At 60.8% G+C, this 23,677-nt stretch carries 19 protein-coding genes and 1 pseudogene; 14 read left to right on the top strand and 6 right to left on the bottom strand.

Annotated features, from left to right (window positions below; all coding sequences use genetic code 11):
- Positions 1 to 98: 98 nt before the first annotated feature.
- A complete protein-coding gene (gene secA, locus CIB54_RS12460) occupies positions 99 to 2,834 on the bottom strand; it encodes a preprotein translocase subunit SecA (RefSeq protein ID WP_065949321.1) in 2,736 nt (911 codons plus the stop codon).
- Between the two features lie 305 nt (positions 2,835 to 3,139).
- On the opposite strand from secA, the gene CIB54_RS12455 reads away from it, so the two are divergent.
- The gene (locus CIB54_RS12455) at positions 3,140 to 3,595 is read left to right on the top strand and encodes a DUF721 domain-containing protein (RefSeq protein WP_065949320.1); all 456 of its coding nucleotides are present in this window, start codon (positions 3,140 to 3,142) and stop codon (positions 3,593 to 3,595) included.
- 3 nt (positions 3,596 to 3,598) lie between these two features.
- Here the strand turns inward: CIB54_RS12455 and CIB54_RS12450 are convergent, their stop codons facing one another.
- Entirely contained in the window at positions 3,599 to 5,077 is a 1,479-nt protein-coding gene (locus CIB54_RS12450) for a helicase HerA-like domain-containing protein (protein WP_065949319.1), read from the bottom strand.
- A 205-nt stretch (positions 5,078 to 5,282) separates the two neighbouring features.
- Here CIB54_RS12450 and CIB54_RS27960 point away from each other — a divergent pair.
- From CIB54_RS27960 to CIB54_RS12425, 5 genes and pseudogenes are all read left to right on the top strand, one after another.
- Positions 5,283 to 6,314, top strand: a pseudogene (locus CIB54_RS27960) (cache domain-containing protein); the annotation flags it as partial.
- Between the two features lie 93 nt (positions 6,315 to 6,407).
- The gene (locus CIB54_RS27955) at positions 6,408 to 7,172 is read left to right on the top strand and encodes a methyl-accepting chemotaxis protein (RefSeq protein WP_371914478.1); all 765 of its coding nucleotides are present in this window, start codon (positions 6,408 to 6,410) and stop codon (positions 7,170 to 7,172) included.
- A 516-nt stretch (positions 7,173 to 7,688) separates the two neighbouring features.
- Complete coding sequence (locus tag CIB54_RS12435) at positions 7,689 to 8,810, top strand: N-acetylglucosaminyl phosphatidylglycerol synthase (protein WP_101219932.1); 1,122 nt, start codon at positions 7,689 to 7,691, stop codon at positions 8,808 to 8,810.
- Entirely contained in the window at positions 8,803 to 9,555 is a 753-nt protein-coding gene (locus CIB54_RS12430; protein WP_065949316.1) for an N-acetylglucosaminyl phosphatidylglycerol deacetylase, read from the top strand. The genes CIB54_RS12435 and CIB54_RS12430 overlap by 8 nt, the downstream gene beginning before the upstream one ends.
- On the top strand, positions 9,543 to 10,649 hold the full coding sequence (locus CIB54_RS12425; RefSeq protein WP_101219990.1) for a glucosaminyl phosphatidylglycerol flippase: 1,107 nt from the start codon (positions 9,543 to 9,545) through the stop codon (positions 10,647 to 10,649). Before CIB54_RS12430 ends, CIB54_RS12425 begins: the two co-directional genes overlap by 13 nt.
- Positions 10,650 to 10,765: 116 nt before the next feature.
- Here the strand turns inward: CIB54_RS12425 and purU are convergent, their stop codons facing one another.
- The gene (purU, locus tag CIB54_RS12420) at positions 10,766 to 11,614 is read right to left on the bottom strand and encodes a formyltetrahydrofolate deformylase (protein WP_019821236.1); all 849 of its coding nucleotides are present in this window, start codon (positions 11,612 to 11,614) and stop codon (positions 10,766 to 10,768) included.
- Between the two features lie 346 nt (positions 11,615 to 11,960).
- Here purU and mvaT point away from each other — a divergent pair, with 346 nt between their 5' ends.
- Positions 11,961 to 12,335, top strand: coding sequence for a histone-like nucleoid-structuring protein MvaT (gene mvaT, locus CIB54_RS12415; protein ID WP_003175830.1), 375 nt, complete (start codon positions 11,961 to 11,963; stop codon positions 12,333 to 12,335).
- A gap of 89 nt (positions 12,336 to 12,424) precedes the next feature.
- On the opposite strand, the gene sbcB is transcribed toward mvaT, so the two are convergent.
- Positions 12,425 to 13,852, bottom strand: a complete 1,428-nt coding sequence (gene sbcB, locus CIB54_RS12410; RefSeq protein WP_101219931.1) for an exodeoxyribonuclease I — start codon at positions 13,850 to 13,852, stop codon at positions 12,425 to 12,427.
- 167 nt (positions 13,853 to 14,019) lie between these two features.
- Between sbcB and CIB54_RS12405 the strand changes: the two genes are divergently transcribed.
- The 6 genes from CIB54_RS12405 to CIB54_RS12380 are packed head-to-tail and all read left to right on the top strand — an operon-like array spanning position 14,020 to position 20,687.
- The gene (locus tag CIB54_RS12405) at positions 14,020 to 14,712 is read left to right on the top strand and encodes an RDD family protein (RefSeq protein WP_101219930.1); all 693 of its coding nucleotides are present in this window, start codon (positions 14,020 to 14,022) and stop codon (positions 14,710 to 14,712) included.
- Positions 14,709 to 15,683: a stage II sporulation protein M gene (locus CIB54_RS12400; RefSeq protein ID WP_101219929.1), complete on the top strand. Its 975-nt coding sequence runs from the start codon at positions 14,709 to 14,711 to the stop codon at positions 15,681 to 15,683. The genes CIB54_RS12405 and CIB54_RS12400 overlap by 4 nt, the downstream gene beginning before the upstream one ends.
- The gene (locus tag CIB54_RS12395; protein ID WP_101219928.1) at positions 15,670 to 17,199 is read left to right on the top strand and encodes a DUF4129 domain-containing protein; all 1,530 of its coding nucleotides are present in this window, start codon (positions 15,670 to 15,672) and stop codon (positions 17,197 to 17,199) included. The genes CIB54_RS12400 and CIB54_RS12395 overlap by 14 nt, the downstream gene beginning before the upstream one ends.
- Entirely contained in the window at positions 17,196 to 18,353 is a 1,158-nt protein-coding gene (locus CIB54_RS12390; protein WP_101219927.1) for a DUF4350 domain-containing protein, read from the top strand. Before CIB54_RS12395 ends, CIB54_RS12390 begins: the two co-directional genes overlap by 4 nt.
- Positions 18,350 to 19,348, top strand: a complete 999-nt coding sequence (locus CIB54_RS12385) for an AAA family ATPase (RefSeq protein WP_101219926.1) — start codon at positions 18,350 to 18,352, stop codon at positions 19,346 to 19,348. The genes CIB54_RS12390 and CIB54_RS12385 overlap by 4 nt, the downstream gene beginning before the upstream one ends.
- Before the next feature lie 7 nt (positions 19,349 to 19,355).
- On the top strand, positions 19,356 to 20,687 hold the full coding sequence (locus CIB54_RS12380) for a DUF58 domain-containing protein (RefSeq protein ID WP_101219925.1): 1,332 nt from the start codon (positions 19,356 to 19,358) through the stop codon (positions 20,685 to 20,687).
- 55 nt (positions 20,688 to 20,742) lie between these two features.
- Here CIB54_RS12380 and CIB54_RS12375 read toward each other — a convergent pair whose 3' ends face one another.
- Together CIB54_RS12375 and CIB54_RS12370 are read right to left on the bottom strand one after the other, a co-directional pair.
- Complete coding sequence (locus tag CIB54_RS12375) at positions 20,743 to 21,102, bottom strand: PilZ domain-containing protein (protein ID WP_065949308.1); 360 nt, start codon at positions 21,100 to 21,102, stop codon at positions 20,743 to 20,745.
- Between the two features lie 165 nt (positions 21,103 to 21,267).
- Positions 21,268 to 21,642 carry a tetratricopeptide repeat protein gene (locus CIB54_RS12370; RefSeq protein WP_065949307.1) on the bottom strand — a complete coding sequence of 125 codons (375 nt, stop codon included), beginning with the start codon at positions 21,640 to 21,642 and terminating at the stop codon, positions 21,268 to 21,270.
- A 174-nt stretch (positions 21,643 to 21,816) separates the two neighbouring features.
- Here CIB54_RS12370 and pyk point away from each other — a divergent pair, with 174 nt between their 5' ends.
- Positions 21,817 to 23,268: a pyruvate kinase gene (pyk, locus tag CIB54_RS12365; protein ID WP_065887576.1), complete on the top strand. Its 1,452-nt coding sequence runs from the start codon at positions 21,817 to 21,819 to the stop codon at positions 23,266 to 23,268.
- Positions 23,269 to 23,677 lie beyond the last annotated feature (409 nt).

The raw sequence follows: 23,677 nt of genomic DNA, 5'->3' as shown, positions 1-23,677 counted from the left end.
ATGTGTGTGCCGTCACTGTCGACGGGGAATTAATGGCAAAACGCCGCGACGGCTGATGCCGGTCGCGGCGCAGGATGTTGCAGCGTCAGGCGAAAATCTTATTCGATCTGGCCGTGGCAGTGTTTGAATTTCTTACCCGAACCGCAGTAGCACAACTCGTTGCGGCCCAGCTTCTGATCATTGCGTACCGGGGTTTGAGCCAGGGCCACATCGACCTCTTCGCCCAACACCTCAGGCGCATCCAGGCCTGGCGCTTCGTCATGCTGGAACTGCATGCGGGCCGCCAGTGCCTCGGCTTCCTGACGCAGACGTGCTTCTTCCTCGATCGGGTCTTCGCGACGCACCTGAACATGGGACAGCACGCGAATCGAATCGCGCTTGATCGAATCCAGCAGCTCGGAGAACAACGTGAACGACTCGCGCTTGTACTCCTGCTTCGGGTTCTTCTGGGCATAGCCACGCAAATGGATACCGTGGCGCAAGTGATCCATGGTCGACAGGTGGTCTTTCCACAGGTCGTCCAGCACGCGCAGAACGATTTGCTTCTCGAAGGTGCGCAGTGCTTCGGCACTCGCCTGCTCTTCTTTCTCGTTGTACGCGGCCAGCAGCTCGGTCATCAGCTTCTCGCGCAGCGTCTCTTCGTACAGGTGATCGTCTTCGTCCAGCCACTGCTGAACCGGCAGGTCGACCCCGAAGTCGCTCTTCAACGCAGCTTCCAGACCGGCCACATCCCACTGCTCAGGCAGCGACTGCGGCGGGATATGCGCGCTGACGGTAGCGTTGAGCACGTCCTGGCGGAAGTCAGCGATGGTTTCGCCAATGTTGTCGGCGGCCAGCAACGTGTTACGCATGTGATAGATCACTTTACGTTGTTCGTTGTTGACGTCATCGAACTCAAGCAGTTGCTTGCGAATGTCGAAGTTGCGGCCTTCAACCTTGCGCTGGGCCTTCTCGATCGCGTTGGTCACCATGCGGTGTTCGATCGCTTCCCCGGACTGCATGCCCAGGGCCTTCATGAAGTTCTTCACCCGATCCGAGGCGAAGATACGCATCAGGCTGTCTTCCAGGGACAGGTAGAAACGGCTGGAACCGGCATCACCCTGGCGACCGGCACGACCACGCAACTGGTTGTCGATACGGCGCGATTCGTGACGCTCGGACGCAATCACCTGCAAACCGCCGGATTCCAGCACGGCCTGGTGGCGTTTCTGCCAGTCGGCCTTGATCTGGGCGATCTGCTCGGGGGTCGGGTTGTCGAGGGAGGCCACTTCCACTTCCCAGTTACCGCCCAACAGGATGTCGGTACCACGACCGGCCATGTTGGTGGCGATGGTCAGCGCGCCGGGGCGACCGGCCTGGGCGATGATCTCGGCTTCCTTCTCGTGGAATTTGGCGTTGAGGACCTTGTGCTCGATGCCTTCCTTGTTGAGCAGGTTGGACACGTGCTCGGACGTCTCGATGGTCGCGGTACCCACCAGGATCGGGCGGCCCTTGGCCATGCCGTCCTTGATGTCGTTGATGATCGCCGCGTATTTCTCTTCGGCGGTCAGGAACACCAGGTCGTTATAGTCTTTACGCGCCAGTGGCTTGTTCGGCGGGATGACCACCACCGACAGACCATAGATCTGGTGGAATTCGAACGCTTCGGTGTCGGCCGTACCGGTCATGCCGGACAATTTGTTGTACAGACGGAAGTAGTTCTGGAAGGTGGTGGACGCCAACGTCTGGCTTTCGGCCTGGATGTTGAGCACTTCCTTGGCTTCGATGGCCTGGTGCAGGCCTTCGGACAAGCGACGACCGGGCATGGTCCGGCCGGTGTGTTCGTCGACCAGTACCACCTGACCGTCCTGGACGATGTATTCGACGTTGCGATGGAACAGCTTGTGGGCGCGCAGGCCGGCATACACGTGGGTCAGCAGGCCCAGGTTATGCGCCGAATACAGGCTCTCGCCTTCGGCCAGCAGGCCGATCTGGGTCAGCATGTCTTCGACGAACTGGTGACCGGCTTCGTTGAGTTCGACCTGACGGGTCTTCTCGTCAATGGTGAAGTGACCTTCTTTGGTCACCACGCCTTCGACTTCCTCGATGTGCTGCTCCAGACGCGGGATCAACTTGTTGATCTCGGTGTACAGGCGCGAGCTGTCTTCGGCCTGGCCGGAGATGATCAGCGGGGTACGGGCTTCGTCGATCAGGATGGAGTCGACTTCGTCGATCACGGCAAAATTGAGTTCGCGCTGGAATTTTTCTTCCATGCTGAACGCCATGTTGTCGCGCAGGTAGTCGAAACCGAATTCGTTGTTGGTGCCGTAGGTGATGTCGGCGGCGTAGGCGGCGCGCTTCTCTTCCGGCGGCTGGAACGGCGTTACCACGCCGACGGTCAGGCCGAGGAATTCATACAGCGGGCGCATCCAGTTGGCGTCGCGGCGAGCCAGGTAGTCGTTCACCGTCACAACGTGCACGCCCTTGCCGGACAATGCGTTGAGGTAAACACCCAGAGTTGCCACCAGGGTCTTGCCTTCACCGGTACGCATTTCGGCAATCATGCCTTCATGCAAGGTCATGCCGCCGATCAACTGGACGTCGAAGTGGCGCATGCCCATGACGCGCTTACCGGCTTCACGGGCAACCGCAAAGGCTTCGGGAAGCAGCTTGTCGAGGGTTTCACCTTTGGCTATGCGGGCCTTGAACTCTTGGGTCTTGGCGCGCAATTGCTCGTCCGACAGGGCAACCATCTGCTCTTCGAAGGCATTGACCAGCTGCACCGTCTTGAGCATGCGTTTGACTTCGCGCTCATTCTTGCTTCCAAAAAGTTTCTTTAACAAAGGCGCAAACATATCGGCAGGTTCTTCCACACATAGGGATGGAGGGCGCACCGTGAGTGGCCCGAGCAGCCCTCACGGCCGCATGCGAACGCGCATTCTACCCGGAATCGTGGGTGAGGAAAGTGGCGTTGTTCCCGGATGCGGGCACGGCGCTGTGAGAGGGCTTGTTTAAAATAAGGACTTTTGCTGGACTTTCAACCCATCAAGCGCTGAAGTTACTTATTGATTTCACGGGAAAAGCCCTGCCGATGCATGGGTTCGGGGCCCACAGGCGCTTTCTGTTAAGATGCTCGCTCTGTTACCTAAGGTGTCTAAACATGGCATTTCGCCCTCTTCCAGCCCGCGCTCCCGGCGTGTTGCTTCGCGAAGCCAAACCGTTGAGAGCCATCTTTGGCCACGCGCAGCGCCTGGGGCATTTGCAACGCCTGCTCGAAAGCCAGCTGCAGCCGGCCGCGCGCGAACACTGTCATGTGGCGTCCTGGCGTGAAGGTAATCTGCTGCTAATTGTCACTGACGGCCACTGGGCGACCCGTTTGCGTTATCAGCAAAAACGCCTGCTGCGCCAATTGATGGTGTTCGATGAGTTTGCCGGCCTGGTGCGTATCCAGTTCAAGGTCCAGCCGCCCACCGTGCTGCGCAGCACGGCGGGACATACAATGGACCTGTCGGACAATGCAGCCGAAACCCTCCAGGCCACGGCCGAAGGGATCAACGATCCGGGGCTGCGCGCGGCCCTGCAACGGCTGGCCGCCCATGCCAGGCCCAAACCCTGAGCCTCACTTGCGCTTGCTGCCGCCCAGCAACGAGCCCAGCAAGCCGCGCACCAACTGCCGCCCCATCTGATTGGCGGCCTGCTGCATGGCCGATTTCAGCGCCTTGCCTGCCGCGGTTCCCAGGAACGCGCCGGCCTTGTCGGTGAAGCTGGGCGCTTGAGCCGCAGGTTTGGCCTCCTCGCTCGGCCCCAAGTCCTTACGCGCCATCAGCACCTCGTAGGCTGATTCGCGGTCAATCGGCTTGTCATAACGACCCTGCAGCGGCGAACTGGCGATCAACGCCGCACGTTCAGCCTCGGTCAGCGGCCCGATCCGCGACTGTGGCGGCGCAACCAGCACCCGCTGGACCATTTCCGGCGTGCCCTTTTCCTGCAAGGTGCCCACCAGCGCCTCCCCGGTGCCCAACTCGGTCAGCACCGCCAGGGCATCGAAGGCCGGGTTGGGCCGGAAACCGTCCGCCACCGCCCGCAGGGATTTTTGCTCTTTGGTGGTGAATGCCCGCAGGCCGTGCTGAATACGCAAGCCCAGTTGCGCCAGCACTGTGTCTGGCAAGTCGCCCGGCGATTGCGTGACGAAGTACACGCCCACGCCTTTGGAGCGAATCAACCGCACCACCTGCTCCAAACGGTCCTGCAACGCCTTGGGCGTGTCGGCGAACAACAGGTGCGCCTCATCGAAAAACAGCGCCAACAGCGGTTTTTCCGCATCACCGCGCTCGGGCAACTGCTCGAACAGTTCCGCCAGCAGCCACAACAGGAAGGTCGCATAGACCTTCGGCGCGTCATGCACCAGGCGGCTGGCGTCCAGCAGATGGATACGGCCGCGCCCGTCGCCGGCGGGCTGCAAAATATCCTCGAGCTGCAGGGCCGGCTCGCCGAACAGGGCTTCGGCGCCCTGCTGCTCCAGCACCGCGAGACGCCGCAACAACGCCTGGCTGGAACCGGTGGTCATCAGCGCCGCATCGTCGCCCAACAGTTCAGGGTGATAACGCAAGTGGTTGAGCAATGCCTTGAGGTCTTTCAGGTCCAGCAGCAACAGGCCTTCCCGGTCGGCCACCTTGAATGTCGCGTACAGCGCCGACTGCTGGCTGTCGGTGAGTTCCAGCAGGCTGCCGAGCAACAACGGGCCCATTTCACTGATGGTGGTGCGCAACGGATGACCGGACTGCCCGTGGATATCCCACAGCGTGACCGGATAAGCCTTCGGCGCGTAATTAAGGAAGGGCATCCCGGCGATGCGTTCGGCGACTTTGCCCTGGGGATTGGCCGCCGCGCCCAGGCCGCAAAGGTCGCCCTTGATGTCGGCGGCGAATACCGCCACGCCCGCATCACTGAAGGCTTCCGCCAGGCGCTGCAAGGTGACGGTCTTGCCAGTCCCCGTGGCACCGGCGATCAGCCCGTGACGGTTGGCCAGGCGCATGGGCTGGGCGATGGGCTGGCCATCTGGGCCGGCGCCGATAAGCAGTTGTGTGGAGTCAGGCATTTCGTCACCTATGGTTAATCTTTAATGCCGCGAGGTCGATATAGACGTATGTAAGCCCGACAAAGACTAAAAAACGGCCAGATAATTCCGACATGGACCAACGGAGCTATCACCAGAAATATCACACCTTTTTTAACGCTGCCATTTTGCGCCTCTTGTACAGGGCGCGCCCTGGATATCAAGACCTTAGCGGACCCTACAAGCCATGAATAAAAACCTGCGCTTCAGCCATAAAATTTTGCTTGCAGCCTCCCTTATCGTCATCGCCGCCTTTGCGTTGTTTACCCTCTATAACGACTACCTTCAGCGCAATGCGATTCGTGACGATCTCAATAGCTACCTGCATGAAATGGGCGACGTCACCGCCGGCAGTATTCAGACCTGGCTCACCGGGCGTATCGCGCTGGTCGAAAACGCCGCGCAGAATATTGCCCTCAACCCCGAACCGTCCGTGGTTGCCAGCCTGCTGGAACAGAAAGCCCTGACATCATCGTTCATGGCAACCTACGTCGGCGACAGCCAGGGCACGTTCACCATCCGCCCTGACACCAAGATGCCCGACGGTTTCGACCCGCGTGTGCGCCCTTGGTACAAGGGCGCACAGGCCAGCAACGGCGCGACCCTGACCGAGCCTTATATCGACGCGGCCACGGGGCAGCTGATTATTTCTATCGCCACACCGAGTACCAAGGCCGGCCAGAGCATCGGCGTGGTGGGCGGCGATCTGAGCCTGCAAACCCTGGTGGACAACGTTGGCGCGCTGGACTTGGGCGGCATGGGTTACGCGTTTCTGGTCAGCGCTGATGGCAAAGTGCTAGTTCACCCGGACAAGGCCCTGGTCATGAAGACCCTGGCTGACGTGTACCCCAAGGACACGCCGAAGATCAGCGCTGATTTCAGCGAAGTGCAGGCCAATGGCAAGACCAATATCGTCACGTTTACCCCGATCAAGGGCCTGCCATCGGTAAACTGGTACCTGGGCATTTCGGTGGATAAAGCCAAATCGTTCGCCATGCTCACCGAGTTCCGCACGTCGGCGGTCATCGCCACCCTCATCGCCGTGGTGATCATCATCGCGTTGCTGGGCATGCTGATCCGCGTGTTGCTGCAACCGCTGCACGTGATGACCCGCGCCATGCAGGATATTGCCGACGGAGAAGGCGACCTGACCCGGCGCCTGACCATCCAGAACCACGACGAGTTCGGCACCCTGGGCACCGCGTTCAACCGTTTCGTCGAACGCATTCACACCTCGATCCGCGAAGTGTCGTCGGCCACCGAGCAGGTCAATGAAGTGGCATTGCGGGTGGTCAGCGCGTCCAACTCGTCGATGGTCAACTCAGACGAACAGGCCAACCGCACCAACAGCGTCGCTGCTGCGATCAATCAACTGGGCGCTGCCGCCCAGGAAATCGCGCGTAACGCGGCGCAGGCCTCCAGTCAGGCCAGTGATGCGCGGCATTTGGCCGAAGACGGCCAGCAGGTGGTAGACCGCAATATCAAGGCCATGACCCAGCTGTCGAGCATGATCAGCGCCTCCAGCAGCAATATCGAAGCACTGAACAGCAAGACGGTGAACATCGGCCAGATCCTTGAAGTGATCACCAGTATTTCCCAGCAAACCAACTTGCTCGCACTCAACGCCGCCATCGAGGCCGCGCGTGCCGGTGAAGCCGGTCGCGGCTTCGCGGTGGTGGCCGATGAAGTGCGCAACCTGGCGCATCGCACCCAGGAATCGGCGCAACAAGTGCAGAAGATGATCGAGGAACTGCAAGTCGGCGCCCGCGACTCGGTGAGCACCATGAGTGAAAGTCAGCGCCACAGCCAGGACAGCGTGGAAATCGCCAACCTGGCCGGCGAGCGCTTGAACAGCGTGACCCAGCGTATTGGCGAGATCGACGGGATGAACCAGTCCGTGGCCACCGCCACCGAGGAGCAGACCTCCGTCGTGGAGTCGATCAATATGGACATTACTGAAATCAACACCCTCAACCAGGAAGGTGTGGAAAACCTGCAATCGACGCTGCGCGCCTGCACCGACCTTGAACGGCAAGCCGCCCGCCTGAAGCAATTGGTGGGCAGCTTCCGCATCTGATACACAGAGGAGCTTGGCGGTACTCGGTAAAAATGTGGGAGGGGGCTTGCCCCCGATGGCGGCCTCTGGGCCGGCCAGGATATTGGATCAGACCGAGTACATATCCGTTTCTGCGGTAACGGCTGCTAACGGTTCCGCTTTTACAGCGGCTCACTTCGCATCGTGGTTACGGTCAGGTGCTACGGAGGTGTGTAGATACCTATGCCCCGATGAGGGAGATGACACACCGCCATCGGGAACAAGCCCTGATACCAGTCAGCTAAGGCTTTTTGTAGGAGCGAGCTTGCTCGCGAAAAACTCACAGGCACTGCGTTCATTCAGGAAGCACGCGTTATCGTTGACGTTTTTCGCGAGCTTGCTCGCTCCTACAGAGGGCGGTGTTCGCTTAACTGACTGGTATCAGGGCAAGCCCCCTCCCCCATCATTTCAAGCTCGAACACGCAGCACGACCCCAATCCCGATCGAACATCTATCCTTACCTCAGGTCCACGTTAAGGAGAGCAATGGATCGGAGGGATGTTCATCGTGCATATCGCTGACATAACCATGTTCTACGCCCCGGCCAGCGGTGGCGTACGCACTTATCTGGACGCCAAGCACCGGCGCCTGGCGCTCAAGCCCGGCATTCGCCACAGCCTGTTGGTGCCGGGCGCCCACTTGAGCGAGCGCGATGGTATTTTTCAGGTGCCGGCGCCGCCGCTGCCCTTCGGCAAAGGCTACCGCTTCCCCCTGCGCCTGGCGCCATGGCGAAATGTCCTGCACGATTTGCAGCCTGACCTGATCGAAGTCGGCGATCCCTACCTGACCGCCTGGGCCGCCCTGGACGCCCGGCGCCAGTTGGATGTGCCCGTCATCGGTTTTTACCACTCCGACCTCCCCCTGCTGGTGCGTAACCGCATGGGCGCCTGGTTCACCCCCAACGTCGAAGCTTATGTCAGCAAACTCTATGGGAATTTTGACCGGGTACTGGCTCCCAGCCAGGTAATGGCCGACAAACTCATTGGACTTGGGGTAAAAAACGTCTTCGTGCAACCCTTGGGCGTCGACCTGCAAACCTTCACGCCACAGGTACGCGACCCCGGCCTGCGCGCCGAACTGGGGATCGATGAAGACACCCGGCTGCTGATTTTCGCCGGGCGTGGCTCCAAGGAAAAAAACCTGCCGGTTCTACTCAACTGCATGAAGCGCCTGGGCGAGGGTTATCACTTATTGCTGGTGGGTTCCGGCATGCCGGCCAATGTGCCGGACAATGTCACCGTAGTCGATGGCTTCCGCCCGGCCGATCATGTTGCCCGCCTGATGGCCAGTGCCGATGCGTTGCTGCATGGCGGTGACCAGGAAACCTTCGGCCTGGTCATTCTGGAAGCCATGGCCTGCGGCATTCCGGTGGTCGCCGTGGCGGCGGGGGCCTTCACTGAGATTGTCGACGAGCGCTGCGGCCTGCTCTGCGCGCCCAACAACCCCAAGGCGATGGCCGATGCGGTATGCGAACTGTTTGGCGCCGACAGCCGCCGTCTGGGAGAACAGGCCCGGCGCCATGTCGAACAGCATTACGCGTGGGATGCGGTGGTGGACAGCCTGCTGGGGCATTACCACGCCGTGCTCGGCACACAAAAACCGATGCTCGCCCATGGTTGAACGATCGGTCATGCTGGTGCTGCACGACGTGGCGCCGAGCACGTGGGCCGATTACCGGCCCTTTGTCGAGGCTGTCGATGCCCTCGGCAATGTCCCTATCACCTGGCTGGTCGTTCCGGACTTTCATCATCACAACGCCCTGGCCGCCCATGCAGACTTCCGCCGCCTGCTCGACAACCGTGTAGCCAAAGGCGATGAACTCACCTTGCACGGGTATTACCACTGCGACGACCAACCCCGGCCGCGTACGCCACGGCAATGGTTCATGCGGCGCATCTATACGCATGAGGGCGAGTTCTACCAGTTGTCCGAGGCCGAGGCCTTGCGGCGCTTGACCGACGGCATCGAGGTATTCCAGCGCAATGACTGGCCCCTGCAAGGGTTTGTCGCTCCCGCCTGGTTGATGAGCCAGGGCACGCGGCTGGCGTTGCGCCAACTACCGCTGAGTTACACCAGCGACCCGCAGCACCTGTATCGCCTGCCTGACTTCACGCCCATCCACGCCCCGGGCCTGGTGTGGAGCGCGCGCAGTGCGTGGCGCCGAGGCATGTCCAGGGTCTTGAGCGATCGACGCGAACAGCGCTGGCAGTGCGCACCGGTGATCCGATTAGGGTTGCACCCCGTCGATATGCGTCACGCATTTTCCCGTGATTACTGGCTGCAAACCCTGGAGCGCCTGCTTGACGATGGACGCACGCCACAGACCAAATCCGCGTGGCTGTCGACGCTGCCATGCGCCGGCTGATCTGGCTGGTGTTGGCGCTGATGGTCGCACTGGTGATCCCGGTGTGGCTGGGTGGCGGCGAAACCGTTGCGCGCCTGCGCCAGTTCCCCCTGTCCCAGTTACTGGGGATGTTTGCCATGATCATCGGCTGCTGGTTGATCAACAGCCTGCGCCTGCGCTTGTTGCTTGGCCAGCAGCGCAGTCGGTTGGGATGGCGCAAAAGCCTGGGCGTGGTGATATCGACCGAATTCGCCACGTGCGCGACCCCAGGCGGCAGCGGCGGACCACTGACGCTGATGGGACTGCTGGCACGCAACGGCATACGGCCCGCCCATGGCAGCGCGGTGTTTGCCATGGACCAGTTGAGTGACTTGCTGTTCTTTTTCTGCGCACTGGCGGGCATCGTGCTGTATGCGCTGTTCCATACCCTCAGCCCACGCCTGGAAGGGCTGCTGGGGCTCAGTGCCGTGTCGATGGTCGGTGGAATCGTCGGCTGCGTGTTGGTGGTGCGCTTTCATCGCCGCCTGATTCGCCTGGCCGGACGGGCACTCAAGGCCATGAAGGTGCGCTTCGGCACCCGCCGGCGCTGGGCCCGCCGGTTGCTGCGCTTTCTTGCGGCATTCACCCAAACGCTGAAATTGCCCTGGAGCACTCTGCTCGGGGTGTTCGCGCTGACCAGCCTGCATTGGTTATTACGCTACAGCGTGTTGTACCTGGCGCTGCGTGGCCTGGGTGGGCAGGTGCAGTGGGCCTGGAGCTTCCTGATCCAGATGCTGTCATTGACCGCCGGGCAATTCAGCCTGCTGCCAGGCGGGGCCGGGGCGGCGGAGTTGACGTCGGCGGCATTGCTCGCGCCGATGGTGGGCAACGCCACGGCGGCGGCGGCCATCCTGATCTGGCGGGCAGTGACCTACTACTTCTATCTGCTGGCCGGTGCGCCAGTGTTTCTGTTGATGGTGGGCAAGCCGCTGCTCAAGCGTCTTTTTCGGGAGCAGCGGGCGGCTTCTCATCCTGCAACTGTTCCCACAACTGGGCAGCACCGGGAAAGTCAGTACCATCCTGCGCATCCAGCGCGTCCGGGTCGTAGCGACTCAGACAGCCCTCGCCCACGGTAGCGGGTGGCCTGGAAGTCGCCTTGTCGAGTGGGTCGGTCATGGCCGCCTCCTGAAAATGAAAAGGGCCCGGAGAGTTTTACTCCCGGGCCCCTGCTTGTTCAATCAAAACGCGTCGGTCAGAACACCACGGTCTTGTTGCCGTGCACCAATACGCGATCTTCCAAGTGATAACGCAAGCCACGGGCCAAGACCATCTTCTCGACGTCGCGGCCGAAACGCACCATGTCTTCGATGCTGTCGCTATGACTGACGCGCACCACGTCCTGCTCGATGATCGGACCGGCGTCCAGCTCTTCGGTGACGTAGTGACAGGTCGCGCCGATCAGCTTCACACCGCGCAGGGACGCCTGGTGATAAGGCTTGGCCCCCACGAACGACGGCAGGAAGCTGTGGTGAATGTTGATCACCTTGCCGGCGTATTCGCGGCACAGTTCCGGCGGCAGGATCTGCATGTAGCGCGCCAGCACCACCACGTCGGCATCGTGCTGCTTGACCAGGCGCGATACCTCGGCGAATGCGGGCTCCTTGTCCTGCGGGTTGACCGGCACATGGTAATAGGGGATGCCATGCCACTCGACCATGCTGCGCAGGTCGTCATGGTTGGAGATTACACAGGCGATCTCGCAATCGAGTTCATCGCTGTGCCAGCGGTGCAGCAGGTCCGCCAGGCAGTGGGATTCACGGCTGGCCATCAGCACGACGCGTTTCTTCTGTTCTGTGTCGGTGATGTGCCAGGTCATCGAAAACTCTTCGGCAATCGGCGCAAACGCCTCACGAAAAGCTTCCAGACCAAAAGGCAAGGTATCGGCACGAATTTCGTGACGCATGAAAAACCAACCGCTGAGATCATCCGAGTGATGACTCGCCTCGGTGATCCAACCGTTATGAGAAGCCAGAAAGTTACTGACCTTGGCAACGATGCCAACCCGGTCCGGGCAAGCAATCACCAGCCGAAAAGTGCGCATTAGGGGGAAACTCCAGAACTTCGCAAAGGCCGCCATTCTAGCGATTGCGCAGAAAAACTGCAGTACTCCTTGTGCCTTATTCTGATCCCCGGCGCTGGCAACACCCCTTAATAGCGTAAGGTTTTACCACCGTTATATGGCCTTACACACGCACGCTCGGCACTTAGCAGAATTAAGCTGATTGTTTTTAGCCGCGCCCCCCACTAATTAACTCGACTGCACAGCGCTGCGAAAAACTTCACTCTAATTCACCCGAATAGCTGCTTAAATGTTTACTTGATGAAATTGCCTGACTATTATTAGGCCACTCACCCTGTCAATCAGCGTTCTACATAAGGTAGTCCACATGTCTCTGATCAACGAATACCGCGCCACCGAAGAAGCTATCAAAGAGCTGCAAGCCCGTTTGAAGAACCTGTCGCAAGACGACAAGCTGAAAACCGAGCTGGAATTTGAAGGCAAACTGCGCACCCTGATGGGCGAATACTCCAAATCCCTGCGTGACATCATCGCGCTGCTGGATCCGGAATCCAAAGTTAAAGCACCGCGCGGCGCTGTGAAAACTACCGGCACCAAACGTGCTCGCAAGGTCAAGCAGTACAAAAACCCGCACAACGGTGAAGTGATTGAAACCAAAGGTGGCAATCACAAGACGCTGAAAGAGTGGAAAGCCAAGTGGGGCGGTGACGTGGTAGAAGGTTGGGCTACCCTGCTGGGCTAAGCCTGGTCGGAACCCCATCCGATACGCGACACATTAAAAACGCCAGCTTGCTGGCGTTTTTTATTGTCTGGATGTTTGCAGTTGCTCGGCTACAGATTCAGGCGGGCCGCTAAAGAGTCGGCATAGTCTTGCCATTCACCCAGTACCTGGCACTGAAACGCTGTCGCACTGTTTTTCAACTCCTTATGGGCCAGCTTAAATGCCGCCAGGGTATTGGGTGCGCCCCATACCGGGTCTGACAACCGTTGCTGACAGAAAAGTCTCCAGCGCTCTTGCTCCTCATTGTTCAAGGTTTCAGGAAAGTTACGCGCGCGATAGCGGAATAATAATTCAGGCAATCGATGATCATCGAACGGCCATTGCTGGCGTCCCAGTTGTACCGGCTCTGCCAGGCGAACTTGTTCACATAAGCGCCGATCACGGTCGCCGATAAAACCCTCATAGAGCTGCTGCTCCGGATCGGCATTCGGCGCATATTCCTCCTCGGCGTAAACGCTCGCCAACTTGTCACGCCAAACTTCCTGTGCGTCAGTTAGTCGCAGCGCCCGCGCCTGGTAAACCTCCCTATCCAATTGCAGCCGCTCGTGATCTTGCGCGCGCAGCACTTTCAAGGGCGCGACGACCGGGCAGCGGTTGATGTGCAGCAACTTGAGCGGCACCGGCAGTTCACCCTCCGCCAGCTCGTCGCGCCGCGTATAGAGGCGCTCGCGCAACGTCTCGGCATCCAGTTCGAGCAGGGCCTGCGGATCGAGCCCCAGGTCACACACAATCAGTGCATTGCGATTGCACGGATGCCAAGCCAACGGCAAGACCACCCCCAGATAATGCCGCTCGGCGCTGAAGCGTCCAGAAATGTGCACCAGCGGCTGCAGCAAGCGCACCTGGTCCATCACCCGTTGCTTGCTACGCAACTGGAACAGCCACTCATACAGCTTGGGTTGTTTTTCCCGCACCAATCGCGCCAGGGCGATGGTCGCGCGCACGTCAGACAACGCATCGTGGGCCTGGCCATGGTCGATGCCGTTGGCTTGCGTCAGGCGTTCAAGCTTGAGCGTCACGCGCCCGTCCTGCTCGGGCCACACAATCCCGTCCGGGCGCAGGGCATACGCGGTACGCATCACATCGATCAAGTCCCAGCGGCTGTTACCGCCCTGCCACTCGCGCGCATAAGGGTCGAAAAAGTTGCGGTACAGGCTGTAGCGCGTCATTTCATCGTCAAAGCGCAGGGTGTTATAACCCGCACCGCAGGTACCGGGGGCCGCGAGTTCGGCATGCACCCGCGTCATGAAATCCGCCTCGGCAAGGCCTTTCTGCGCCAGGACCTGCGGCGTTATACCGGTGATCGCACACGCTGCCGGATGGGGCAGGATATCGTCGCTGGGCTGGCAATACAGATTGATCGGCGGGCCGACCTCGTTGAGCTCGAGGTCGGTACGAATGCCGGCTACCTGCAGCGGGCGATCGCTGCGCGGGTTGATCCCGGTGGTTTCATAGTCGTACCAGAAAATGGAGGTCACGGGCTGTTCCTGTGCTGAAGACCGGCAAAGTCTAGGCGCTGCAAGGTGTCAGGGGCCAGCGATACCTTTACTGGACAAATATCCAGTAAAATCTTGAAGGGTTGCTTCCCGCCTCGACACTGCTAGCATCCGTGTCTCTCAGTTGCTTCGCGCTGCCAAGGATCGCAATGCCAACAGCTCCTCTGGATACCTGCTACCAGATCGAGACCCCCGAGGGTATCGACCTGCCCTTGCGCCCTGCCGGCCTCGCGCCAAGGGCATTGGCCTACGCCTTCGATCTGCTCGCGCGTGGCGTGATCATGGGCATCCTGCTTGTGCCCCTGGCGCTGCTTGGCAACCTCGGGCTTGGCCTGGGCGCGCTGCTGCTGTTCCTGATCAGCTGGTGGTACATGGTGCTGTTCGAAGTGCTCAACCAGGGCTGTTCGCCTGGCAAGCAGGTCATGGGCCTGCGGGTGGTACAGGACGACGGCACCGCCATCGGCTGGTCGGCGTCACTGATCCGCAACCTCCTGCGTTTTGTCGACATGTTGCCCTTCGGCTACTTCTTCGGCGCCATCAGTTGCCTGCAACACCCGCACTTCAAGCGGCTCGGCGATCTGGCAGCGGGTACGCTGGTGGTTTATCGCGAACAGTCGCTGGCCCGCCCGCCCATACCTCAAGCAGCCCCCCTGCGCCTGCCCTTCGCGCTGGAACTGAGCGAACAGCGGGCCATCCTCGGTTTCGCCGAACGCCAGGCGGACCTGTCTGTCGAGCGGGTGCATGAACTGGCTGCAATCCTCGCGGCGCCCTTGCAGGTGTCTCCAGCCCGCGCCGTGGAGCAACTCAACGGTGTGGCCCATGGTTTGTTGGGGCCTACATGAAGCAGAGCCTTTTTGAAAGTCGGCACCAGCAGCAATGGCAGACGTTCGCCGAACAGCTGAACCAGCTGGAGCGAGGCAAAGCCACCGAGGTGGCCGACTTCCCTCATCAATATCGACGCCTGTGCCAACACCTGGCCCTGGCCCAGGAACGCGGCTACAGCAGCTACCTGGTGGACCGCCTGCAACAACTGGCGCTGCGCGGGCACCAACAACTGTATCGCCATCGCAGCCAAACGACAGCGAACGTGCTGGCTTTCATCCTCGCCGACTTCCCGCGCCTGGTGCGTGAACAATGGCGCTTCGTACTGATCGCCAGCCTGCTGTTCTTTGGCAGCCTGCTGGGCATAGCCCTGTTGGTCTACCTGTTCCCCGACCTGATCTACAGCATCGTCAGCCCGCAACAGGTGGCCGAGATGCAAAGCATGTACGACCCCGCCGCCAGTCGCCTGGGCCGCGCGGCCGAACGCGCCGCCAGCGAAGACTGGATGATGTTTGGCTACTACGTGATGCACAACATCGGCATCGCCTTCCAGACCTTTGCCGCCGGCTTGCTGTTCGGCCTGGGCAGCGTGTTCTTCCTGATATTCAACGGCTTGATCATCGGGGCCGTCTCCGGACACCTGAGTGAAATCGGCTACGGCCAGACCTTCTGGTCATTCGTGATCGGCCATGGTGCCTTCGAACTCAGCGCCATCGCACTGGCCGGTGCGGCAGGCCTGCAACTGGGCTGGTCACTGATCGCGCCAGGGCCCCTGGCACGTAGCGAATCCCTGCGCCTGACGGCCCGTAAAAGCGTGCAGATGCTCTGCGGGGTCATGGTGTTCCTGCTGATCGCAGCGTTCATCGAAGCCTACTGGTCATCCACCACGAGCATTGCGCCCTGGATCAAATACCTGGTGGGCAGCGCACTGTGGTTGCTGGTGGCCGCCTACCTGATCTTCGCTGGCCGGACTCGCCATGCGCCTGACTGACGCCAGCGTGGTGATCCGCCCGCGTACCTCCTGGGAAGCCATGGACCTCGGCGTACTGATGGCCCGGGAACATCGTGCAGTGCTGATGAGCAGTTGGGCCCTGGTCAGCCTGCCTGTGTTTATTCTGCTCACCGCATTGCTGTGGCAGTACCCGTCTTACGCCCTATTCCTGTTCTGGTGGCTGAAGCCCGCCTTCGAACGCTTACCCTTATACGTTCTTTCCAAGGCCTTGTTCGGTGAAACGCCGAGCCTGAAACAGGCCGTTCGCCAGTGGCCACGCCTGCTCAAGGGGCAACTGTTTGCCAGCCTGACCTGGCGCCGGCTGAGCCTGAGCCGCAGCTTCATGCTGCCGGTGAGCCAGCTCGAAGGCCTGGATGGGCCAGTGCGTCAACAGCGCCTGGGCGTACTGCAACAGCGCAATGCAGGTGCCCCGCGCTGGTTGACGATCATCGGGGTGCATTTGGAGATCGGCCTGTGGTTCGGGTGCATGGCGCTGTTCTACCTATTCATCCCGGAACAGGTCGAACTGGAGTGGGACTGGCAGCGGCTGGTACTGGCGACAGGCCCGCAGGGGCTATGGCTGGAACACCTGAGCAACGCTTTCTATGCGCTGGTGCTGGTGTTCTGGGAACCCATCTACGTCGCCTGCGGTTTCAGCCTGTATCTCAACCGTCGCACCGCCCTGGAGGCCTGGGACCTGGAACTGGTATTTCGCCGGTTGCGCCAACGCCTGAGCAGCGTCGTACCGCTGTTGCTGCTGGTCGTCGGTCTCACACTGGTGCAACTGAGCCCATCGGCGCTGGCCGATCAAACCGCTGATCCGAAGCCACTCAGTACCCAGGCGGCCAAGCAGTCGATCAAAGCATCACTGGAAAGCCCGCCGTTCAAGAATCAGGAAACCGTCACCCGTTATCGTTTTGGCGAGGAAAAACCCGCCACGGCCCGCAAAACCCACGGCGACGGTAAATTACCTGGCTGGCTCCAGCAATTGCTCGACAACTTCAACAGCGATGCCTTCAAGCACTTGGCCCAAGGCTTGGAGATACTGCTATGGAGCGTGGTGATTGGCGGGCTGGCCCTGGTGATGTGGCGCTACCGTGAATGGCTGCGCACGTTTGTCAGCCGCAGGCGGCGACCTCAACCCAAAACCGCAAAACCTGCGCCTGCCCAGTTGTTCGGCCTGGAAGTGGGGATCCAGACGTTGCCCGATGATATCGCCAGCGCCGCCGAACAGCTGTGGCCCACCCAACCGCGCGAAGCCCTTGGCTTGCTGTATCGCGGCCTGCTCAGCCGACTGCTGCACGAATTCAACCTGCCACTCAAAGGTGCCGACACCGAGGGCCAGGTGCTGGAGCGCATTGATCATTTGCAGCAACCGCAGTTGCTGGCATTCAGTCGCGAATTGACTGATCACTGGCAAAACCTCGCCTACGGCCATCGACTGCCTCCCGATACCGCCCGGCAAAAGCTGTGCAGCGATTGGCGCGCACTCTTCAGTAGCAGGACCAGCCAATGAACCGGCCATTACTGTGGATAGCCGCGCTGCTGGCTTGCCTGTTGGGAGCGGGCGGCCTGTATGCCTGGCACAAGGCAATTCCTTATGAGGAGGTGGTGGACCGCGGCCCGTCGCCGGAGGCACTGGCCAATCCCTATTTGGCGGCCGAGCATTTCCTGGGGCAGCAAGGCTTGACGGTGGCGCATGCCAACGGGCTTGAGCGGCTTGCGGACTTGCCCGCCCCGGGCCATAGCCTGCTGTTGCTGGGGGAGCGTGGCAACATGAGCCCACGCCAGGTCGAACAACTGCTGGCGTGGGCAAAAGCCGGGGGGCACCTGCTGCTGGTGGCCGAGGCGATATGGGATGAAGAGACCGGCAAAAGCGGCGACCTGCTGCTCGATCGTCTCAATCTTCGCCAGACCTTCAGCGATGACTTCGACGAGCCGGCGCCACCGCGCAAAAAAATCGCGCCGGACCTCACCAAACTGTATGTCGACAATGAAACCGCGCCGGCGTATTTCAGTTTCGACACCGCCTTCAACCTGACGGACCCCAGGCACCTGGCGCAGTTTTCAGCCAACAGCGTCCAGTCCAGCCATCTGATGCAACTTGACCTCGGGTCAGGCCGCGTCACGGTGCTCACCGACAGCGACCTGTGGAAAACTCCAGATATCGGCAAACACGACAACGCCTGGTTGCTGTGGTACCTGAACCAGGGCACCGACGTCACCCTGCTGTTCAATAGCGATGCGGACAACCTGCTTACCCTGCTGGTCCGTTACTTCCCCCAGGCCCTCGTCGCGCTGGTCGCACTGATTGCCCTGGCACTCTGGCACGCCGGCATGCGCCAGGGCCCGATCCTGGCGCCGGCGCCCAAGGCGCGTCGACAGCTACAGGAGCATTTGCGCGCCAGCGCCGACTTCCTGCTACGCCGCAGCGGCCAGGGCGCCTTGCTGCAAGCCTTGCAGCAGGACCTGCTGCGCACCGCACGGCGCCGTCACCCCGGCTTTGAACACCTCGACACGGCAGACCAATGCCAGGTGCTGGAACACCTGACGCGACAACCCTCCCCTATCATCCGCCAGGCACTCGGCGCACCTGCGCTGAAACGGCTCTCCAGCGCCGATTTCAGCCGCCAGGTGGCGTGCCTGCAAAAACTCAGGAATGCCCTATGAGCGACTCTCCAACGGCCACAACCCTGACCGCAGAAAATACTATCCAAAACGCCAGCCAACAGGCCCAGGCCCTGCGCATTGAATTACGCAAGGCAGTCATTGGCCAGGACGCGGTGATCGATGACGTGCTCACTGCGTTGATTGCAGGTGGGCATGTGCTGCTAGAAGGTGTACCCGGCCTAGGCAAAACGTTGCTGGTGCGTGCGTTGGCCCGTTGCTTCGGCGGCGATTTCGCACGCATCCAGTTCACGCCGGACCTGATGCCCAGCGATGTCACCGGCCACGCGGTATACGACCTGCAGACCGAACAGTTCAAGCTGCGCAAGGGGCCGTTGTTCACCCACTTGCTGCTGGCCGACGAGATCAACCGCGCCCCGGCCAAGACCCAGGCCGCACTGCTCGAAGCCATGCAGGAGCGCCAGGTCACCCTGGAGGGCGAGGCCTTACCCATCGGCGCGCCGTTCATGGTGCTTGCCACCCAGAACCCGATCGAGCAGGAAGGCACCTACCCGCTGCCCGAAGCTGAGCTGGACCGCTTCATGCTCAAGGTGCGCATGGACTATCCCGACGCCCAACAGGAAGTGGACATGGTGCGCGAAGTGACCCGCTCGTCCAGGGCCGACATGCTCGATGTGCAACCTTTGCGTACCGTGCTGCAGGCCGTAGACGTGGTACAGATGCAGCAGATCGCCAGCGGCATGCCTCTGGATGAACAGGTGCTCGACTATGCCGTACGCCTGGCGCGGGCCACGCGCAGTTGGCCAGGCTTGACTATCGGCGCCGGCCCACGGGCCTCTATCGCCCTGATTCGCGGCGCCCGTGCCCGTGCGCTGTTGCGCGGCGGCGACTTCGTGACCCCGGATGACGTCAAGGGATGCGCCCTGGCAGTGCTGCGTCACCGCGTACGCCTCGCGCCCGAACTGGACATCGATGGCCTGGAGGTGGACCAGGTGATCAAGCAGTTGCTCGACCAGATTGCGGCCCCCAGGCAGTAGCGCCGGCATGAAACCGACCCGTCTGTTCCTGACCTGGCTGGGTGTCCTGTTGGCCCTCAGTATCCTGCTGGGCGCGTCGATGGCTTTGCAGTTCAAGGTGCCTGATACCTTGCACGCAATCGCCTGGGGGCTGCTATTGGCCCTGCTGTTGCTGGCGATGCTCGATGCCATACGGTTACGCCGCCGCCCTTCGGCACGCGTGCACAGGACGCTGCCCGGTAGCCTCGCATTGGGGCGCTGGGGAGAAGTGCGCCTGTCACTGGAACACGACTATCCACAGCCGCTGACCGTGCAGGTGTTCGATCACGTGCCCGACGGGCTGGTTGTGGATAACCTGCCGCAATCCATTTCGCTGCGCCCAGGCGAGCGTGGTGAGTTGGGCTATCGCGTGCGCCCCGTGCGACGTGGGCATTTCAGCTTCAGCCGCTGCGAAATCCATTTGCCCAGCCCCTTGGGGTTGTGGTCGGCGCGGCGCTGGCTAGAAGTCCCGGACGCCACTCGCGTGTACCCGGACTTCGCGCGGTTATCCGGTGCGCACTTGCAGGGGGTGGATAACTGGCTGAGCCAACTGGGTGTACGCCAGCATCAGCGACGTGGACCGGGCCTGGAGTTTCATCAATTACGCGAGTTCCGCGACGGTGACAGCCTGCGTCAGATTGACTGGAAAGCCACGGCACGACAACGCACGCCGATTGCCCGCGAATATGAGGATGAGCGTGATCAGCAGATTGTGTTCATGCTCGATTGCGGCCGGCGCATGCGCAGCCAGGACGACGAGTTGTCCCACTTCGACCACGCGCTGGATGCCTGCCTGTTACTGAGTTACGTCGCCCTGCGCCAAGGCGATGCCGTAGGGTTGTGTACCTTTGCCAGCGATCAGCCGCGTTACCTGGCGCCGGCCAAGGGCAGCGGTCAGTTGAACGTTTTGCTCAATGCGGTCTACGACTTGCAAAGCACACGCAGGACAGCTGACTACGAGGCCGCCGCCAGCCAATTGCTGGCTCGGCAAAAACGCCGCGCATTGGTAATCGTGGTCACCAACCTGCGCGATGAAGACGATGAAGCACTGGTGAGTGCGATCAAGCGCATCGGCCGGCACCATCGGGTGCTGATCGCGAGCTTGCGAGAGGACGTACTCGATCAACTGCGCCAGGCCCCGGTCCAAACCCTGCCCGAAGCATTGGCCTACAGCGGCGCAATTGACTACCTCAACACGCGCAACCAGCTGCATGACCGCCTGGGTGCCCATGGGCTGCCAGTGTTGGATAGCCTGCCGTCAGCGTTGGGCGCCGCGCTGGTGACGCGTTACCTGCGCTGGAAAAAAGCCGGCGTGTTCTGAACGCAAGCGCACGGCCACGGTGGACACAGCCGCCATAGCCGACAGCACCTGCTGTTCAGACGGATGCCTGTAGCGGATCGAAGCTGAAGTAATGCAACAAGGCGCTGATCAGCTGTGCGTATTCTTCGCATGCATTGAGCACGCGGAACCCTGAGTCGTAATGCTGCGGGTTGACGTCTTCACGGCTCCACAGACAGGTCGCGGTAAGATCGACGGTCTGTAACTCGCCGTGCGGCCCGGGAATCTTCAAGCGCAGCTCGAAGTCGGCGCCGATCATCATCGGTAACTGGCTGATCAGCATCAGCCCGGCTTCGGAAACGTCGCCCAGAAAACCGATTGGCTTGTCCGTAAGCCGATTGAACACCTGCAAGAAATAAGGCAACTGATGCCGTTCGATCCGTCGTTCGATAAACATGGTGAGGTCGCCATCCCATAAAGCCAGTGATTCGAAACGAGCCGTTGTCACCAGACCGCTGCCGAATCCGGACGTTGCATTCTTTTGAATAGAAAGTTGTACAAACAGACATTCAAAGAATAGCCCAAGACTGGCACCAGGCCAGTTATCAAACGCCAAATATCACTACAGCGACGACGGCTGTGGTTGCGCCACACTTGCGCCGGAGTAATGCCCCAACTGGCGCAGGGTATCGAGCCGGGCACGGGCGCGGTAAGCGTACTCGCTGGACGGGTATTGGCTGATGATGAATTGATAGGTTTGCGCGGCATCGACGAACAGCTTCTGCCGTTCCAGGCACTGCCCGCGCAGCATCGACACCTCGGGTTGCACATAACGGCGGGTGCGGCTCTCGCGGTCGACCTGGGACAACTCCAGCGTGACCCGCGCACAATCACCCACCCCATAGGCGCGGTAAGCGTTGTTCAAATGGTGATCCATTGACCAGCGGGTGCAGCCGACAACACTGACGGCCAGGGCAGCAACGAGCAAAATTCGCATGGGGTTCTCCTGTCTTGTGCAGTGTATCGACCCCGCGTCGAAAATCTTCAAGGGCGTTCGTCTTTTCAACCGCAGCAAAAACAAGCCGATCGTCAATAAGTAGTGCAAACGAACAATGACTACAACGAAAGAGCATAGTAGCCTTCCCCAGCGCTTGAACTCAGGAGTCTGTGCATGTCCGTCCGTCGTACCAAAATCGTCGCCACCCTTGGCCCGGCCAGCAACTCGCCGGAAGTCCTCGAACAGCTGATTCTGGCTGGTTTGGACGTTGCCCGTCTGAACTTCTCCCACGGCACCCCGGACGAGCACAAGGCTCGCGCCAAGCTGGTGCGTGACCTGGCCGCCAAACACGGCCGCTTCGTGGCGCTGCTGGGTGACCTGCAAGGCCCGAAGATCCGTATCGCCAAATTCGCCAACAAGCGGATCGAGCTGAAGATTGGTGACAAATTCACCTTCTCCACCAGCCATCCGCTGACGGAAGGCACCCAGGACATCGTCGGCATCGACTACCCGGACCTGGTCAAGGACTGCGGCGTCGGCGACGAACTGCTGCTCGATGACGGCCGCGTGGTCATGCGCGTCGACACCGCGACCCCGACCGAACTGCATTGCACCGTGATCATCGGCGGCCCGCTGTCCGACCACAAAGGCATCAACCGTCGCGGCGGTGGCTTGACCGCACCGGCCCTGACTGAAAAAGACAAGGCCGACATCAAGCTCGCCGCCGAGATGGAAGTGGACTACCTCGCCGTGTCCTTCCCGCGCGACGCCGCCGACATGGAATACGCCCGTAAACTACGCGACGAAGCCGGTGGTACCGCCTGGCTGGTGGCGAAGATCGAACGCGCCGAAGCCGTGGCCGATGACGAAACCCTCGATGGCCTGATCAAGGCGTCGGACGCCGTGATGGTCGCCCGTGGCGACCTGGGCGTGGAAATCGGCGACGCCGAGCTGATCGGTATCCAGAAGAAAATCATCCTGCACGCACGCCGCCACAACAAAGCGGTGATCGTTGCGACCCAGATGATGGAGTCGATGATCCAGAACCCGATGCCGACCCGCGCCGAAGTGTCCGACGTGGCCAACGCCGTGCTCGACTACACCGACGCCGTGATGCTCTCGGCTGAAAGCGCCGCCGGCCCGTACCCACTGGAGGCCGTGCAGGCCATGGCGCGCATCTGCGTCGGCGCTGAAAAGCACCCCACCAGCAAGACCTCCAGCCACCGCATCGGCAAGGTTTTCGAAAGCTGCGACCAGAGCATCGCCCTGGCGGCCATGTACACCGCCAACCACTTCCCGGGCGTCAAGGCAATCATCGCCTTGACCGAAAGTGGCTATACGCCGTTGATCATGTCGCGCATCCGTTCCTCGGTGCCGATCTACGCGTTCACCCCACACCGCGAAGCCCAGGCCCGCGCGGCGATGTTCCGCGGCGTGTACACCATTCCTTTCGATCCAGCATCGCTGGCACCGAACGAAGTCAGCCAGAAAGCCATCGACGAGCTGGTCAAACGCGGCGTCGTAGAGAAAGGCGACTGGGTCATCCTGACCAAGGGCGACAGCTACCACACCACCGGTGGCACCAATGGCATGAAGATCCTGCATGTGGGCGACCCGCAGTACTGAGTGACACGCTGAAAAAACAAAAGCCCCGCCATGAGAATGGCGGGGCTTTTTGCATTTTAAGGCGTCATCGCTGCGCATTTACCTACACAACTGCAGTTCGCAGCCCCCTACGGTAACCACAATGCGAAGCGAGCCGCTCTTGATCTTGATCTTGATCTTGATCTTGATCTGCTTTTGATCTTAGGCGCCCCGTCAAACCACGCTGGCCGTAATCCGCCATGGATTTGGGGGGTAAACCGGCAGGGATGCCGGTTTAGCCGCCCCGCGCCATGGATGGCGCGTGGCGGCGGCCCCCCAAATCCATGGCGGATTGCGGGCACACCGAGCCTAAGCGAGGTGCCGAGTGGTGGGGCATGTACGGGTCAACCACATGGGTTACAAAAAAGTGCACTCACATAGGTGACACTTT

Origin of the sequence: Pseudomonas fluorescens (assembly GCF_002837185.1) — a bacterium.
Taxonomy (GTDB): domain Bacteria; phylum Pseudomonadota; class Gammaproteobacteria; order Pseudomonadales; family Pseudomonadaceae; genus Aquipseudomonas; species Aquipseudomonas fluorescens_AM.
Note: the sequence above shows the minus strand (reverse complement) of the source record. Positions and strands in the feature narration are given on the sequence as shown.